The sequence below is a fragment of the Stenotrophomonas sp. GW821-FHT09E08 genome (genome assembly GCF_059416125.1).
Window position 1 is genome coordinate 1 of sequence record NZ_JBWKOO010000020.1, and the last position, 14,611, is coordinate 14,611.

General features: G+C 64.2%; 12 protein-coding genes and 2 pseudogenes. 11 read left to right on the forward strand and 3 right to left on the reverse strand.

Annotation, left to right across the window (positions count from 1 at the left end):
• Window positions 1–39: 39 nt before the first annotated feature.
• The 10 genes and pseudogenes from AC07M7_RS19185 to AC07M7_RS19230 all read left to right on the forward strand — a co-directional run bounded on the left by AC07M7_RS19185 (window position 40) and on the right by AC07M7_RS19230 (window position 9,560).
• The gene (locus AC07M7_RS19185; RefSeq protein WP_495208059.1) at window positions 40–1,074 is read left to right on the forward strand and encodes a fimbrial protein; all 1,035 of its coding nucleotides are present in this window, start codon (window positions 40–42) and stop codon (window positions 1,072–1,074) included.
• An 815-nt stretch (window positions 1,075–1,889) separates the two neighbouring features.
• The gene (locus tag AC07M7_RS19190; protein WP_495208060.1) at window positions 1,890–2,507 is read left to right on the forward strand and encodes a LysE family translocator; all 618 of its coding nucleotides are present in this window, start codon (window positions 1,890–1,892) and stop codon (window positions 2,505–2,507) included.
• Between the two features lie 212 nt (window positions 2,508–2,719).
• Window positions 2,720–2,956 (forward strand): annotated as a pseudogene (locus AC07M7_RS19195) (transposase); the annotation flags it as partial.
• Between the two features lie 26 nt (window positions 2,957–2,982).
• Window positions 2,983–3,149 (forward strand): annotated as a pseudogene (locus AC07M7_RS19200) (IS3 family transposase); the annotation flags it as partial.
• The gene (locus AC07M7_RS19205) at window positions 3,138–3,431 is read left to right on the forward strand and encodes a histidine phosphatase family protein (protein WP_495208088.1); all 294 of its coding nucleotides are present in this window, start codon (window positions 3,138–3,140) and stop codon (window positions 3,429–3,431) included. The pseudogene AC07M7_RS19200 and the gene AC07M7_RS19205, both read left to right, overlap by 12 nt.
• Window positions 3,432–3,785: 354 nt before the next feature.
• Window positions 3,786–5,504: a hypothetical protein gene (locus tag AC07M7_RS19210; RefSeq protein WP_495208061.1), complete on the forward strand. Its 1,719-nt coding sequence runs from the start codon at window positions 3,786–3,788 to the stop codon at window positions 5,502–5,504.
• Window positions 5,505–5,742: 238 nt separating this feature from the next.
• Entirely contained in the window at window positions 5,743–6,804 is a 1,062-nt protein-coding gene (locus AC07M7_RS19215; RefSeq protein ID WP_046985391.1) for a two-component system sensor histidine kinase NtrB, read from the forward strand.
• Window positions 6,797–8,245, forward strand: a complete 1,449-nt coding sequence (gene ntrC / locus AC07M7_RS19220) for a nitrogen regulation protein NR(I) (protein WP_495208062.1) — start codon at window positions 6,797–6,799, stop codon at window positions 8,243–8,245. The genes AC07M7_RS19215 and ntrC overlap by 8 nt, the downstream gene beginning before the upstream one ends.
• A gap of 93 nt (window positions 8,246–8,338) precedes the next feature.
• The gene (locus tag AC07M7_RS19225) at window positions 8,339–8,908 is read left to right on the forward strand and encodes a superoxide dismutase family protein (RefSeq protein ID WP_046985378.1); all 570 of its coding nucleotides are present in this window, start codon (window positions 8,339–8,341) and stop codon (window positions 8,906–8,908) included.
• A 31-nt stretch (window positions 8,909–8,939) separates the two neighbouring features.
• Entirely contained in the window at window positions 8,940–9,560 is a 621-nt protein-coding gene (locus AC07M7_RS19230; protein WP_136638477.1) for a superoxide dismutase family protein, read from the forward strand.
• Window positions 9,561–9,747: 187 nt separating this feature from the next.
• Here AC07M7_RS19230 and AC07M7_RS19235 read toward each other — a convergent pair whose 3' ends face one another.
• Window positions 9,748–10,635, reverse strand: a complete 888-nt coding sequence (locus AC07M7_RS19235) for a hypothetical protein (protein WP_482998495.1) — start codon at window positions 10,633–10,635, stop codon at window positions 9,748–9,750.
• A 93-nt stretch (window positions 10,636–10,728) separates the two neighbouring features.
• Between AC07M7_RS19235 and AC07M7_RS19240 the strand changes: the two genes are divergently transcribed.
• Window positions 10,729–12,024 carry an acetyl-CoA C-acetyltransferase gene (locus tag AC07M7_RS19240; RefSeq protein ID WP_136638478.1) on the forward strand — a complete coding sequence of 432 codons (1,296 nt, stop codon included), beginning with the start codon at window positions 10,729–10,731 and terminating at the stop codon, window positions 12,022–12,024.
• Window positions 12,025–12,255: 231 nt separating this feature from the next.
• Here AC07M7_RS19240 and AC07M7_RS19245 read toward each other — a convergent pair whose 3' ends face one another.
• Window positions 12,256–13,551, reverse strand: coding sequence for a heme biosynthesis protein HemY (locus tag AC07M7_RS19245; RefSeq protein WP_495208063.1), 1,296 nt, complete (start codon window positions 13,549–13,551; stop codon window positions 12,256–12,258).
• A 6-nt stretch (window positions 13,552–13,557) separates the two neighbouring features.
• The gene (locus AC07M7_RS19250) at window positions 13,558–14,532 is read right to left on the reverse strand and encodes a uroporphyrinogen-III C-methyltransferase (RefSeq protein ID WP_430766710.1); all 975 of its coding nucleotides are present in this window, start codon (window positions 14,530–14,532) and stop codon (window positions 13,558–13,560) included.
• Window positions 14,533–14,611 lie beyond the last annotated feature (79 nt).

Consider the following 14,611-nt stretch of genomic DNA (forward strand, 5'->3'; position numbering starts at 1 on the left):
CGATGCGTCCAAGACCGGCTTCATCCCGCTGGAGGCAGCATGCCGATGATTTCTTCCCGTGGCCGCAAGGCATTGGCCGCGTTGGCCCTGCTGGGGGGCGTGCTGCTGGCGCAGCAGGCCAGTGCAGCTTGCAACATTCGTTCTAGCACGTTCGTTGCGCAGGACGTGACGATGGACATGGGTCAGATCGTGATCCTGCCCAGCACGCCGGTGGGCGGCGTGATCAAGGAGATCAGCGAATCGATTATCCAGCACACCAGAGTTGGCACCTGTAGCCTGTCGGGGGGAGGCTTGATCGGCGAGTACGTCAATGCGGCGCAACGTCGACCGGTCACTGGCCTTTCTGATGTCTACGAAACAGACATCGCCGGCGTAGGTATCCGCCTGTTCCGCGACTCCGGCTTAATACAGACCTACTACCCTCACACCATCAAATATGAAGGCCTAGCTATAGTCAGGCTGCTCGGAGGCCAGTTTCGTATCCAGTTGATCAAGACCGCCGCGCAGACCGGTTCGGGCGTGATCGCGCCGAACGGTCGCTTCACCACCTACTACTTCGATGGTGATGGCCCCAGCCGCCCGGTGCTGACCTCCACCTTCAGGGGCTCGGGCACCACCGTGGTCAGCCCGACCTGCGAAGTGCAGGCCGGCAGCCGCAACATCGCCGTTGATTTCGGCAGCGTGCCCAACACCACCTTCACCGGCGTTGGTTCGCGTGCGGTCGATCGTGACTTCGAGATCCGCCTGAACTGCCAGGGCAGTAACGTCGCCACGAACCAAAGCACGATCGGCATCCGCCTGGACGCCGACCAGGACAGCTCGAACATGCCCGGCGTGCTGAAGCTGAGCGCGGCCACCAACAGCGCCACCCGCATCGGCATCCAGATGGTCCAGCGCGATGGCAGCACCGAGCGCGAAGTGCGTTTCGGCCAGACCGTCAACGTCGGCACCACCGTGCCGGGTACCAGTGTCATGACTCTGCCGATGCGTGCCCGCTATGTGCAGACCCAGGCCGGTACCGTCGATGCGGGTGTCGCAAATGGACGGGCGACCTTCACCATTGTTTATCAGTGATCGGCCCATATCGAGTCGTACAGATCAGAGCCTCAATTCAGGGCTGACTGACTTCGAAACCTCGATAGATACATGTTGCGTGAAAGGATGGAAGGGGTTGGTCATCCGACTGGATGAAATGGGGGGGAGCGGGAGATCTCTTTCTAAAGCCTTTGAATTGATATCGATTGAAACAGTTGGTCACCGACGGTGCTCTGTGCATGTGAATGAATTTATCAGATACGTATCAATTCTAGCTCCGAAAGATGCGTGGATCCTGAAGTTAGGGGAGTGTCACCGTTGAACAAAAACCAAGGCAGAGAGAATCGGGGGTACAGATTGGTCGCTTGATATAGCCTGGAAGAGCACTGGTATCAGTCAATCATGACCAATGATGCTCCACATGTGTATGGGGGCAGCATCTTGGTCGCGACGTATGATTTTGTGGCCCCCGCGAGGGACTTAGTATTTCAGCGAACCCGCCATCTGTACCCAGTGCGCGCATTGCCTCCACAGTCCTATGCTACCTCTTCTAAATAGACGCCTTGTAGATAACTTATCTAGGCTTGCCGGTGACTGGATAGGTTTGGTAGCCAAAACTCTGCAATGATGCACAAAGTGAAGAACTTAACGAGGTATCACAACTGGTTGCCTATAGTTTCCTGCAAATTTCTCCGCCCACACTGATTCGAAGTGCTCTGAATGATGGCTATGATTCAAGAGGGTTGCTCGCATTGTGATTCATGCTGAATTCTCCGTGGCCTCTACGCAGCGGCCGAGCTGAATGAATCCTTGAATCCCCTGCCATTAGCGAACTTAACTTTATTGGAGTACCCATGCCTGAAGTGCTCGCCGTTTTCGCAATTGCCCTGCTAGCCACGATCAGTCCCGGGCCTGATTTTGCGATGGTTTCGCGAAACAGCCTGATGGTATCGCGCCGCGCGGGTGTCGTCACCGCCGCCGGTATAGGCTTTGCTGTACTGGTGCATGTTAGTTACACGCTATTGGGTGTTGGCATGTTGATCCGCCAGTCGATCTGGCTGTTCAATGCGATCAAGCTGGCTGGTGCGGTGTATCTTATCTACCTAGGCATCAAGATGCTTCGTTCGAAGCCGGCGACTGACTTGCAAGCGATCAACGTCGCGCAGTTGTCGGACACTGCAGCACTGCGAACAGGATTTCTGACGAACATGCTCAATCCGAAGACTACGATCTTCATCGTTAGCCTGTTCATGCAGGTGATCCGGCAAGACACGCCGTTGCATGTGCAGATTGGCTATGGTGTATTCATCGCCTTCATCCACTTCGCTTGGTTCTCGGCCGTGGCATTGTTCTTCTCGACGCGCCGGGTGCGCGATCGGTTGTTGGCCCTCCGCCATTGGATCGATCGGGTCTTCGGTGGTCTGTTGGTGGGCTTCGGCCTCGTTCTGGCTGTAGCACAAGGACAGCGTTGAACTTACTCTGTCATGACATACCGGTTTCTGCTTGGATTACACGGTTGAATGGTAGCGGCATAGATCGTATTGGCTCTCGTTATTTTCAGGACCTGACGCGGGCGCAGCTAATTTTGGCGTATCCCCCCCTGCCCCCTCTCTCTGAAAATCGGGCCAATGTAAAGTAGAGGCTTCGCCCCGAATGGGCCCCGTGGATTACGAGGAATCAGGCGATGAAGAAGTCCCGTTTTACCGAGGAGCAGATCGCGTACGCGCTCAAGCAGGTCTAGCTTGGAAGGGGGGCGGCGGTCGGCGAGGTGTGTCGCAAGATGGGCATCGCGGAGGCGACGTTTTATGTGTGGCGAAAGAAATACGGTGGGCGGGGGCCGTCCGAGCTCAGGCGGCTGCGACTGCTGGAGGAGGAAAGCCGCAAGCTCAAGCAATTGGCGGCGGACTTGAGCCTGGGCAAGGCGACGTGGGCCGGCGCGTGGAGCAGGACCGGGGCGCGGAAGTGCGCCGGCTCAAGGCTGAGCTACTCCGCGTCACTGAAGAGCGAGACATCCTAAAAAAAGCCGCCGCGTACTTTGCCAAAGGGTAAGAGCAAAGTACGCCTTCATGAAGCAATACGCAGGTGATTTCGGCCTTGCGGCGATGTGTCGGATAGAGGACTACTGGTCCCGTTGCGATCCCAACTATGTGGATGGACCTGGGGCGGAGTCATTTGCCCAGCTAATTGCCCGCGCTGAGCGAGCGCTACGCATTCTTGAATCCCATTCCGAGCATGAGCAGGTGGTCGTGTTTAGCCACGGCCAATTGATGCAGGCAATGCGCTGGATTTACGAGAACAAGGCTCCCTCGGTGGTGAATGCCTCAGCGATGGATGCATTTCGAAAGCTGGATTTGGATCAGCCTATAGCCCATTGCCAGAGGGTATTTTTCGAATAGAAGGCGATCGCGGATACTAGCCGACCTTCCGGCTCCGCCCTCGGCCGCAGATCTTTGGCCTCGTCAGCGCAGAAGACTACCCGTTTCGCGCGAACAGCAAAGGCTGTTGATGAGGGGCGCACTTTTGGTATCGGTAGGAGATGATTGGGCTCTCAGGCTCTGGGATGTGAACGCCACGCCTTTCAGCAGCACGCCTCATCAAGTAGGAGGGCTCGTGGACGTCGTTCCGGATCTGCTCCCAGATCACGTCGTCATTCACGTGAATTGGAAAGCTCGTGTCCGGCAGCAGGCGAAGAAGTTGCTTCGTCTGTGTGATCAGTTCATGGGCGTATGGACGCACTCTGGGATCTCTGCATGCTCCAGATAGTGCTCGAATCATGTGGCTTCTGGGCGACGTGGGACAGAGCTTACGACGAGCGCCACCGGACCAAAGACGGAGGAGATTGGTACCCCGCCTTCAAAGAACGGGGTTATCACTGGCTGTATGCCATTGAGGGATTGGATCGGCTGCTCGACCCGAATCCATGGGTCGAGAATGGTCAGACGATTGAGGAGATCCCGCAAAGCCGGGCGCGTCGTCAGTCATTGGCGCAAGCTGTATGCCGCACAGACTTCTTCAGAGATCTCGCCGCTAAGGAGAACCAATCACACTTGCGACGCCGCGCATGGTTGATCGTGGCAAAGGCTCGAAGGCTGTCGCGTAACAGCTCATGTGGGCATTCAGTTAGCATCCATCATGCGGGGGCGGTGACCTCCGTGGAATGGCTCTGTTTGGCTGCTGAAGCGCTGTACTCCCCGCCTCATTCAGGTGAGCGTGCAGATCGGGAGCCATTGAACGAACTAAGGAATCGAGAGAATTCTCGCTCGTACGGAGATGATGGCCTGCGTCTTGCAGATGCCGTTAGAGATCTACTGAAAAATAAAGTCAGTCGACCTGAGGATGAGCCACGAGATGATGTCGTCCGAGGATTGGCTATAGACTTCGTCTTGAACAGCGCTCCCGGGTGCAAGGGCCTAGAAACTCTGATCGGGTTCGATAATCTGTTCAAGGTGCCAGGGGCTGGCGATATAGAGCTGATTGCGCACCTTCCGGTTTCGGATGGAGCTAGCTCGCTCTATGCATTGGAAAGTACTTCTACCTCTCAAGGTAAGCGGGTGTATGTGTACACGGCGCCGCGCACGACGACGCGATCACGGACATTCATTGGTGCAGCATTGGGTGAGGAGCAGCTCACACCTGAATTCTCAACGTTAAAGTTCAGTCCTGAAGATAGTGAGGCCACACGTTTAGGTGTGGAGAGAAGCGAGGACGTGGTCCCTTGGTCGCTCGCTGGCCCAGAGTTGGTCAAGTCGCTTGGCTCCACAACAAGGGCAGCTGCCAGGCTATTTGACGGTTTGTACGCGATTCATCTTGACGTCAGTAGGGGCGAAGAGGCTGCTTATGTACCCTTCATGCCGCAGTTGGTACACCAAGAGCGTGACGACCAAGTTCTGATCCATCTACTCGGCGAGCCGGTGAAGCGGGAGTCTTTGGGTGTCAATGCATGGTTCCATGATTGGGACGGCCGGGTCCGTACCACGAGCGTTCCCATGGCGCACGCTGATATATGGCGGGTCGGGTGGACGGTAGCCGATCTCCTTGGTGTTGCGGCAGATATGTCGGGGGAGACGGAAAACCGTGAAGAGACGTTGGCCGAAGAGGCCCTCTCGGTCGAATCCTCCGGTGAGCGCCGGAAGCAGGCGCACGCTGAGCTCATTGAAGGCTATGTCCTTAGGCAGCAGCTTCGGAAGTTGCAGGGTGCCTATTTGTCAGAGGCGCAGGTTGACATTTCCACTGCTGGATTGGGCGAAAGGACGCTGCCCAGAACGGTACGGCGGGCATTGGACCTGTTAAGAAATTATCCCGCAGACGAGGATCTGCGGACTAGGACATGGTATGTGTTGCTCATGGAGGCGCATACCCGGGCCATGGCAGCTCGCCTGCGCCCTGGCGGTGCCGCAGGTCTACGCAACACTTTGCACCTAGTGTTCCCCGAGGCTGGTCCTTCGCGCCAGCGGAGGCCGTTTCCCTGATCATCGGCCTATTTGCATCGGAACGGCGCGGGAGTCCTTCCTTTGACTCCCTAGGTTGTCTGCTTTTGCCCCTCACCTGACCGAACCAATGAATAAATTGCCCGAGTGCGGCAAAGTCTGTAGTCACGCGGATCACCATAGATAGTTGGTGCGAACAGCACAGACTTTGCCAAACCGTCCACTTTCCATACGGAAAGGACTCTGACCCCGGATCCGGTTTTTGCACTACATTGGTGCAATGTCCGACCCCACACCGCCGCCATCCCTCGACGCCCTGGGCACGCCGCTGGCCTGGGCTGGGGCTGATGGCCGCATCATCGGCTGCAACCCGGCCTTCGCGCGTTGGCTGGGTGTCAGCATCCGCCGCCTGCTCGGCCAGCCCCTGGCCGCGCTGGAGGTGCAGGGCGAGGCGCTGGCCCATTTCCTGGCCCGCGATGAGCGCGACAGCCTGCGCCTGAACCGGCTGGCGCTGGCGGTGCCCGGCGAGGCACCGCGCTTCGCCGAGGGCTGGATGAGCCGCCGCGACGATGGTGGCTGGTTGCTGGAGGCGCACCCGGTCGATGAGTTCCCCGGGCTCGACCCGACCCAGGCCCTGCCCAGCGCGCTCAGCGCGGCGCTGAAGGGGCTGGCCCATGAACTGCGCAATCCGTTGGCTGGCTTGAAGGGCGCGGCCCAGTTGCTGGCCCGGCGCGCGGCCCAGCGTGACGCCAGCGAACGTGAGCTGATCGAGCTGATCGGTTCGGAGATCGAGCGCCTCAACGGCCTGCTCGACCAGCTGCTGTCACCGGCCCCGGCCGCGCCTCACGCCGAACTGAACATCCACGCCGCGCTGGAACGCGTGCTGCGCCTGGCCGAGAACGAGGCCGGCTGGGCGGTACGCCTGCAGCGCGACTACGACCCCAGCATTCCCGAATTCCATGGCGACGCCGACCGCCTCACCCAGGCAGTGTGGAACCTGGTGCGCAACGCGATCCAGGCTGGTGCCGGCAACATCACCCTGCGCACCCGCGTCGAGCACGGCGTACGCATCGCCGAGCAGCTGCACACGCTGGCGCTGCGCCTGGAGATTGCCGACGACGGCCGTGGCGTGCCCGAGGAGCTGGCCGAGCATCTGTTCCTGCCGCTGGTCAGTGGTCGCGCCGAAGGCACTGGCCTGGGCCTGGCGCTGGCGCAGCAGGTCGCACGCGAACATCGCGGCACGCTGACCTACCGCTCGCGCCCGGGACATACCGTGTTCACTCTGCTGCTGCCGATCGGCAACGGCGCCGCCCCGGCCGAGGAGGCCCCGCGCGATGTCTGACACCTCCACTCCCGCACAACGCATCTGGGTGGTCGACGACGACCGTGCCGTGCGCTTCGTGCTGTGCACCGCGCTGCGCGAGGCGGGCTATCAGGTGGTCGATTTCGACAGCGCCGCTCCCGCCCTGCAGGCCCTGAGCGAGGGCCCGCCGCCGGCGCTGCTGTTCACCGATGTACGCATGCCCGGCGACGGTGGCCTGGTGTTGCTGGACAAGCTGAAGGCCGCGCTGCCGCAACTGCCGGTGGTGGTGATGTCGGCCTATACCGATGTTGCCAGTACCGCCGGTGCATTCCGCGGCGGCGCGCATGAATTCCTGTCCAAGCCGTTTGATCTGGATGATGCAGTGGCGCTGGCGCAGCGCGTGCTGCCGGCGGTGGCGCCGGCAATGGCTGCGCCCACAACCGCAGCCGAGACCCGCAGTGATCAGCCACCGCAGCTGGTGGGTGACACCCCGCCGATGCGTGCGCTGTTCCGCGCTATCGGCCGCCTGGCGCAGGCACCGCTGGCGGTGTTGATCACCGGCGAGACCGGCACCGGCAAGGAGCTGGTGGCGCATGCCCTGCACCGCGAATCGCCGCGCGCACAGGCGCCCTTCGTTGCGCTCAATACCGCCGCCATCCCAGCCGAGCTGCTGGAGAGCGAACTGTTCGGCCACGAAGCCGGCGCCTTCACCGGTGCCCAGCGCCGCCATATCGGTCGCTTCGAGCAGGCCAACGGTGGCACCCTGTTCCTGGATGAGATCGGCGACATGCCGCTGCCGCTGCAGACCCGTCTGTTGCGCGTGCTGGCACAGGGCGAGTTCTTCCGCGTCGGTGGCCGCGAGTTGATCCGCGTCGATGTGCGCGTGGTCGCCGCGACCCACCAGGACCTGGAAGGTCTGGTGGCGCAGGGGAGGTTCCGCGCCGATCTGCTGCACCGCTTGGACGTGGTGCGCCTGCAGCTGCCGCCGCTGCGCGAGCGCCGCGAGGACATCGCGCAGTTGGCCAGCACCTTCCTGGCTGCCGCTGCACACAGGCTGGATACGCCGCCGAAGCGGTTGACCGCCGCCGCCCTGCAGGCGCTGCGCGAGCACGACTGGCCGGGCAACGTACGCGAGCTGGAGAACGTGTGCTGGCGGATGGCGGCGCTGGCCGCCGCCGATACCATCGGCGTGGCCGACGTTGATACCGCGCTGAATCGCACGCGGGGCCGCCGCAGCAGCGCCAGTGGCGCCGATCCGGGGCAGTGGGAGGCGCTGCTGGCCGAATGGGCACGCCGGCAGCTGGGTGAGGGCGTGGAAGGACTGCACGCACAGGTGCGCGAGCGGGTCGATCATGCCTTGCTGGAGGCGGCGCTGCAGATCACCCATGGCCGCCGTGCCGAAGCCGCTGCCCGCCTGGGCCTCGGCCGCAATACCCTCACCCGCAAGCTGGGCGCCGGGCGCCGCCGCGGGGGCCATTGAACGGTCCCTGCACGCGATCCTCGCACCCGCTTGCCGAACTGTTGATCGTTCATGGACGATGCCGTCCGTAGTGTCACCTGCAAGGAGTCTTCGATGCGTCTGTCCTTTGCCATCCTGCCGTTGTCCGCCGCCGTGCTGCTGTCTGCCTGTGGCAGTGCGCCGAAGAAGGCCGAGCCCACCCCGCCACCCCCGACCATGGTCAGCGCCGCCAAGCAGGCCGAGGCCAACCTCTCGCCGGCCTCGGCCAGCATCGTCAGCGGCCGCATCGCGCTGATGGTGGAGCCCGGTGGCATCCACATCACCGGCCTGGTCGGTGGATTGCAGCCCCTGCAGCAGGCCGGCTTCCACATCCACGAGCGCGGCGACTGCAGCGCGGTGGATGCCAGTAGCGCCGGCAACCATTTCAACCCCGGTGGCACCGCGCATGGCCGCGCAGGCACCGGCAAGCACCACCTGGGCGACATGGACAATCTGCGTGCCGACGCCCAGGGCCGCGCCAACGTCGATATCCACCTCAAGGGGGTTACCCTTGGCGGAGGCGCCGCCACCGATATCGCCGGACGTGCACTGGTCGTGCATGCAAATGCCGACGACTATCGCAGCCAGCCCGCCGGCAATGCCGGCGTCCGCATCGCCTGTGGCGTGATCCGGGTTGTCCGTTGATCGTTGCCGGCATCATCCAGGGAGAGATTCCATGCGTCTGATCCACACTTCGCTGTTCGCGGCCATTGCCGCACTGGGCCTGGCGGCCTGCAACCAGCAGCCCGCTGCGCCGCAGACTGAAACCCCGCCGGCCGCCCCGGCCGAGGGCGCCACCACCGAACCGGCCGCAGCGCCGGCAGCAGCTCCGGCTGCCGACGCCTCGGCCACGGCCGAACTGGCACCGACCCAGGGCAATGAGACCAAGGGCAGCGTCACCTTCAAGGTGGTCGACGGCAAGGTCCACGTGACCGGCCAGATCAGCGGCTTGAAGCCGGGCAGCGAGCACGGTTTCCACATCCACGAGAAGGGCGACTGCAGCGCGCCGGACGGCATGAGCGCCGGTGGCCACTTCAACCCGGGCAAGCAGGACCACGGCAGCGTGGCCGTCGATCCGCACCACGGCGGCGACATGCCCAACATCAAGGCCGACGACAAGGGCGTGGCCACCATCGATGGCCCGGTGTCGAGCAATGTCAACATCGGCAAGGGTGATGACTTCGACATCATCGGCCGAGGCCTGATCGTCCACGCCGATGCGGACGACTACAAGACCCAGCCGACCGGCAATGCCGGCGCACGCCTGGCCTGTGCTGTGATCCAGAAGGCGCCGTAAGGACGGCCTTGCCGGAAATGGAAAACGCCGGCGCAAGCCGGCGTTTTTCTTGATCGGTAGTGCCGGCCGCTGGCCGGCAATCGCAGATCTGGAGGTTGCCGGCCAGCGCCCGGCACTACCTGCTTTTCGGAGAACCTGAGCCGAGCATGGGCTCGGCTCTACAACACGCGGCGGTCGCTGTTTCCGATCAGCGCGCCAGCAGCTCGCGCGCGTCCTGCCCGGCTTCGCAGTGCACGAACAGCACCGGCACGCCGTGCGCTTCCAGCACCGCAGCCATCTGCCGCTGGCGCATCAGGAACTGCTCGTAGATACCCTGCAGGCGGTCGCAGTCGTTGTTGCCGTGGTCGTAATGCGCGCACCAGCCGGCCGGATCGAACAGCGCCATGCGTGCTTCGCCATGGGTATAGCGCAGCAGCGGCTCGGGCGCGGCATTGAGCCACTCGTCCTCGCCCGGCGCCATGATCGCAGTCTCGATCAGCGGCCACAGCGCGGCCAGGCCCTGGTTGTCGTACTGCATCGACATCATCGCGGCCAGGTCGTTCACGGTGAAATAGCGCGCATGCTCGATACGGGCGCCGAACGCGTTCTGCGCCATCAGCGCGGTGTCGGCATGGGCCATGCCATTGGCCAGCAGCGTGTCTTCCAGCGCTTCGGCCACCGCATTGGTGGTGGCCACGTCGCTGCCGGTCAGCAGGAACGGCACCACGCGCAGGCCACCGCCCACCAGGCTGGCATCGGCCTGGAACGGCAGCGGCACATCACCACTGGCGTCGGTACCGAAGGCCAGCAGCCGCGGCCCCTGGTTGCGGCCCGGTGCGCGCATCTGCAGTTCTTCCAGGCGGCGGTGGATCGGCCAGCCCGGGCGCAGCACTTCGGCCGGGTCGAAATGGGCGGCGGCGAACACCAGGTCCAGCTCGGCCACCTGCGGCACTTGCTTGGCCAGGTCACGGCCGACGCGTTCGGCCAGTTCACCGGCCTGTTCGGCGCTGAGCACCGCCTGGCGGGGGATTTCGCCGCCGGCCAGTTCCAGGGCCAGCACGCCAAGGGCATTCATCGCGGGGTCGGGTTTGCTCATGGTTCCACGGTTGGCCCATCACAGGGCGGCAGCTACACTTGGCTCCATTATGCCTGCTCCGTCGTGCAGGCCATGTTGCAGACACCCTCATCCATGCCAGGTATCTCCATGCCCAACGCTCGTCCCGTCGCCATCCTCGGTGGCGTCCGCATTCCGTTCTGCCGCCAGAACACCGCGTATTCGGATGTCGGCAACCTCGGCATGTCGGTCCGTACGCTGGGCGCGCTGGTCGAACGTTTCGGCCTGCACGGCCAGCAGCTGGGTGAAGTGGCGATGGGTGCGGTGATCAAGCACTCCAGCGACTGGAACCTCGGCCGCGAAGCCACGCTGTCCTCCGGCCTGTCGCCGTTGACCCCCGGCATCACCCTGCAGCGCGCCTGCGGCACTTCGCTGGACAGCATCATCACTGTCGCCAACAAGATCGCGCTGGGCCAGATCGAATCGGGCATCGGCGGCGGTTCGGACACCACCTCCGACGTGCCGATCGTGTACGGCAAGAAGCTGCGCGCGCGCCTGCTGGCTGCCAACCGTGCCAAGAGCACCGGTGACAAGATCCGTGCACTGACCTCCGGCTTCAAGTTCTCCGAGCTCAAGCCCGAATTCCCGGGCGTGGCTGAGCCGCGTACCGGCAAGAGCATGGGCGACCACTGCGAGGACATGGCCAAGGAATGGAACATCTCGCGCGACTCGCAGGACGAGTGGGCAGTGTCATCGCACAAGAAGCTGGCCGCGGCCTATGAGCGCGGTTTCTTCAGCGATCTGATCGCACCGTTCCGCGGCGTCGAGCGCGACAACATCCTGCGCGCCGACACCTCGCTGGAAAAGCTGGCGACGTTGAAGCCGGCGTTCGACAAGGTCTCCGGCCGTGGCACGCTGACCGCCGCCAACTCGACCCCGCTCACCGATGGCGCCGCCGCCGTGCTGCTGGCCAGCGAAGAGTGGGCACGTGCGCACGGCCATGAGCCGCAGGCCTACCTGCGCGACGCGCATGTCTCTGCCGTGGACTTCGTGCATGGCGAAGGCCTGCTGATGGCACCGACCGTGGCCGTGCCGGAGATGCTCAAGCGCAACGGCCTGACCCTGCAGGACTTCGACATCTACGAGATCCACGAAGCCTTCGCTGCACAGGTGCTGTGCACCCTGCGTGCGTGGGAGAGCGAGGACTACTGCCGCAACCGCCTGGGCCTGGATGCACCGATGGGCCGCATCGACCCGGACAAGATCAACCTGCTGGGCTCGTCGCTGGCCACCGGCCATCCGTTCGCCGCCACTGGCGCACGCGTGATCGCCACCGCGGCCAAGCAGCTGGCCGAACGCGGCGGTGGCCGCGCGCTGGTGTCGATCTGCACCGCCGGCGGCATGGGTGTGGTCGCGATCGTCGAACGCTGATCGTTGCGACCGCGCGCCAACCAAGGTTGGTGACTACCGGGAATGCGCGCTGGATCTGCTGTGGTAGATGCCGACCTTGGTCGGCCATGCGATGTCATCGTTCGGAAGATGTCAGAGCGCCAACCAGGGTTGGCGACTACCGGGTTCCACAGATGAAAACGCCGCCCACTGGGCGGCGTTTTTTCTTGCTCCGGTGGGTGCCGACCGTTGGCCGGCACGCTTCGGCAGGGATCACGGCAACCGCGGGTTGCCGAATTCGTCGCGCTCTTCGTTGGCGTCGTACACCGGCGGTTGCACCGCGATCGGCTGCTCTTCCACCGTGGCACGCAGCGGCGCCTCGGTGCCGCGCACCAGTTCCACGCTGTCCTCGCCACGCTGCAGGCGCAGCGCATTGGCAAGGCACTGCGCGGCCAGCGCGTGGTCGCCACGCTGTGCGAACAGTTCACCCAGTGCTTCCCAGGCCGGGGCACCGGCACCGGCGGCAATCGCCTCGTGCAGGAACGTATCGGCGGCATCCCACTGCTGCTGGGCCAGGGCCACGCGGCCCTGCGCCAGGCGAAGCGCGGCCGAGCTGTCATGCACGTTGCGCCAGCGCGCCAGATTGGCCTGGCGGGTGGCCAGGCGCTCGGCTGGGAGGCGGCCGTACAGCGCCACCAGCTCATCGTCCCAGCGCTGGTCCAGGGCGTGTTCCAACGCCAGCAGCGCCGGTTCGTCCCAGCTCAACGCAACCGCACGACTGGCATACGCACCGACCACGTCCGGGGTCGGGCGCAGCGCCTTCGGCGTGGCTTCCCACTGTGCGGCCAGCGCATTGACGTCGGCTGCTTCCAGCAGTGCCTGTGCGGCGAGGCGTGCTTCCAGTTCGCTGTTCGATTCGGCCGGCAGCACCTTGCTCTGGCGTAGTGCGCCCAACTGGCCGTACGCCTCGTGTGCGCGGCCGGCGCGGGCCAGTGCCTCGGTACGCAGCCACAGGCCACGCGGCGGCAGCGGCTGGATCGCTGCCACGTCCAGCGCGTTGATCGCATCCACCGGCAGGTCGCGCGCCAGCAGCTGCTCGGCGCGCAGCAGCGCCTGCAGGGTGGCATCGCTTTCGCCCAGGCGCTGCAGCAGTGCTTCACCGGCGGGACCATCGGCACGCGCCTGCGCACTGCGCACGGCGTTGGCCAGCGCCACCGCGCTCACTTCCGGATCCTTCGCCGCGCCATCCAGCAGTTTTTCCGCGCGCTGCCACTGGCCATGCTCATAGGCCTGCAGGCCGTCGATCAGGCGCACCCGGCCCTGCTTGCGGCGGTAGCGGCCCCAGGCACGGAACGGTGCGGCGATCAGGCTCCACAGCAGCCACAGCACCAGCACGGCGACCACGGTCAGCAGGGCAACCTTCGGCAGGTTGCTGTGATAGTCGTAGCCGCCATAGCGCAGGGTCACTTCGCCGAAGCGGTTGAGGTCATCGGCGCCGAGCCATTGCGCGGCGACCACGCCGATGGCCACGGCCAGCAACAGCACGACCAGGGATTGCAGGGGTTTCATGCGGGATTACCTCCGGTCGGTCTGGGTGCGCAGTTGCTGCAGGGTGCTGCCAAGAACGGTGTTGCTGGCCTGCAACGGAAGCTCGCGCAAGGCCTTCAGTTCAGCACGTTGCGCGCGCAGGGCCGGTGAATCCGGCCAACGCCGCTGTGCCCAGTGTTCCACGCGCGCCAATGCGGTATCGCGTCCGCTGCGGTCGCCACGTTCAATGGCCGCACGCGCCAGGGTCAGTTCCAGCTGCAGCGCATCGTCGGCGTTGTGGCGCTCGGCGGCAGTCAGTGGGCCGTTCTGGCGGCTCGGGGTGATGTCCACGAACGGTGCCAGCGTGGCCTGCCACCAGGGCCTGGCGGTCGCGGTGGCGCTGCCCGTCACCTGCGAAGGCAGGCCCTGCAATGCCTTGGCCAATGCATCCAGGCGCTGCAGCGACTGCACACGTGGGCCGGCGCCGAGCGTGTCCAGCGCTTCGCGCTCCTGCACCAGTGCCTGGCGCAGGTTCAGGCCATCACTGTCGGGCAGATCGGCCAGCGCGGTGGCAGCCTGCGCGTACAGACGACGCGCACCTTCCACATCGTCGGCGTAGTTCAGGCGCTGCGCGGCCTGGGTCAGCAGCAGCTCGGCCTCGTCGCGCTGCACCGCCTGCCGGCCCTGGTTGGCGCTGTCGGCCAGCTTGGCCAGATTTTCTTCCAGCAGCGCACTACGCTGTGAAAGGCCAAGCATCTCGTCGCGCAGCACGCGGTTGGTGGCGGCGGCATCCTGCAGGCGTTGGCTGGTCGCGCGCTGGTCGCGGCGCAGGGCATCCAGCGTGGCTTCCAGGCCCTGCAGCTGCACGGCGGTGGTCTGTGCCTGTGCGTCCTGTGCGTCCTGTTGCTCATGCCAGAAGCGCCAGCCGGCATAGCCACCCACGCCAAGCACGACCACGCCGGCCAGCGGCAGCAGCCAGCGCACCGGTCGACGGGGCGGGGAAACGGGCGGGGTCTCGTTCATCGGGCTTCCTTGTCGGCAAGTCGCCGGTGGGGTTCCGGCAGGCCGCGTTGTGCACAGCATCACTGTTGCCGACGACAGC

What these genes read in the sequence shown, in the direction of transcription:
- AC07M7_RS19185 (WP_495208059.1), top strand. Translation starts at nt 40, where the DNA reads ATGCCGATGATTTCTTCCCGTGGCCGCAAGGCATTGGCCGCGTTGGCC.
- AC07M7_RS19190 (WP_495208060.1), top strand. Translation starts at nt 1,890, where the DNA reads ATGCCTGAAGTGCTCGCCGTTTTCGCAATTGCCCTGCTAGCCACGATC.
- AC07M7_RS19205 (WP_495208088.1), top strand. Translation starts at nt 3,138, where the DNA reads ATGTGTCGGATAGAGGACTACTGGTCCCGTTGCGATCCCAACTATGTG.
- AC07M7_RS19210 (WP_495208061.1), top strand. Translation starts at nt 3,786, where the DNA reads ATGCTCCAGATAGTGCTCGAATCATGTGGCTTCTGGGCGACGTGGGAC.
- AC07M7_RS19215 (WP_046985391.1), top strand. Translation starts at nt 5,743, where the DNA reads ATGTCCGACCCCACACCGCCGCCATCCCTCGACGCCCTGGGCACGCCG.
- ntrC (WP_495208062.1), top strand. Translation starts at nt 6,797, where the DNA reads ATGTCTGACACCTCCACTCCCGCACAACGCATCTGGGTGGTCGACGAC.
- AC07M7_RS19225 (WP_046985378.1), top strand. Translation starts at nt 8,339, where the DNA reads ATGCGTCTGTCCTTTGCCATCCTGCCGTTGTCCGCCGCCGTGCTGCTG.
- AC07M7_RS19230 (WP_136638477.1), top strand. Translation starts at nt 8,940, where the DNA reads ATGCGTCTGATCCACACTTCGCTGTTCGCGGCCATTGCCGCACTGGGC.
- AC07M7_RS19235 (WP_482998495.1), bottom strand. Translation starts at nt 10,635, where the DNA reads ATGAGCAAACCCGACCCCGCGATGAATGCCCTTGGCGTGCTGGCCCTG.
- AC07M7_RS19240 (WP_136638478.1), top strand. Translation starts at nt 10,729, where the DNA reads ATGCCAGGTATCTCCATGCCCAACGCTCGTCCCGTCGCCATCCTCGGT.
- AC07M7_RS19245 (WP_495208063.1), bottom strand. Translation starts at nt 13,551, where the DNA reads ATGAAACCCCTGCAATCCCTGGTCGTGCTGTTGCTGGCCGTGGCCATC.
- AC07M7_RS19250 (WP_430766710.1), bottom strand. Translation starts at nt 14,532, where the DNA reads ATGAACGAGACCCCGCCCGTTTCCCCGCCCCGTCGACCGGTGCGCTGG.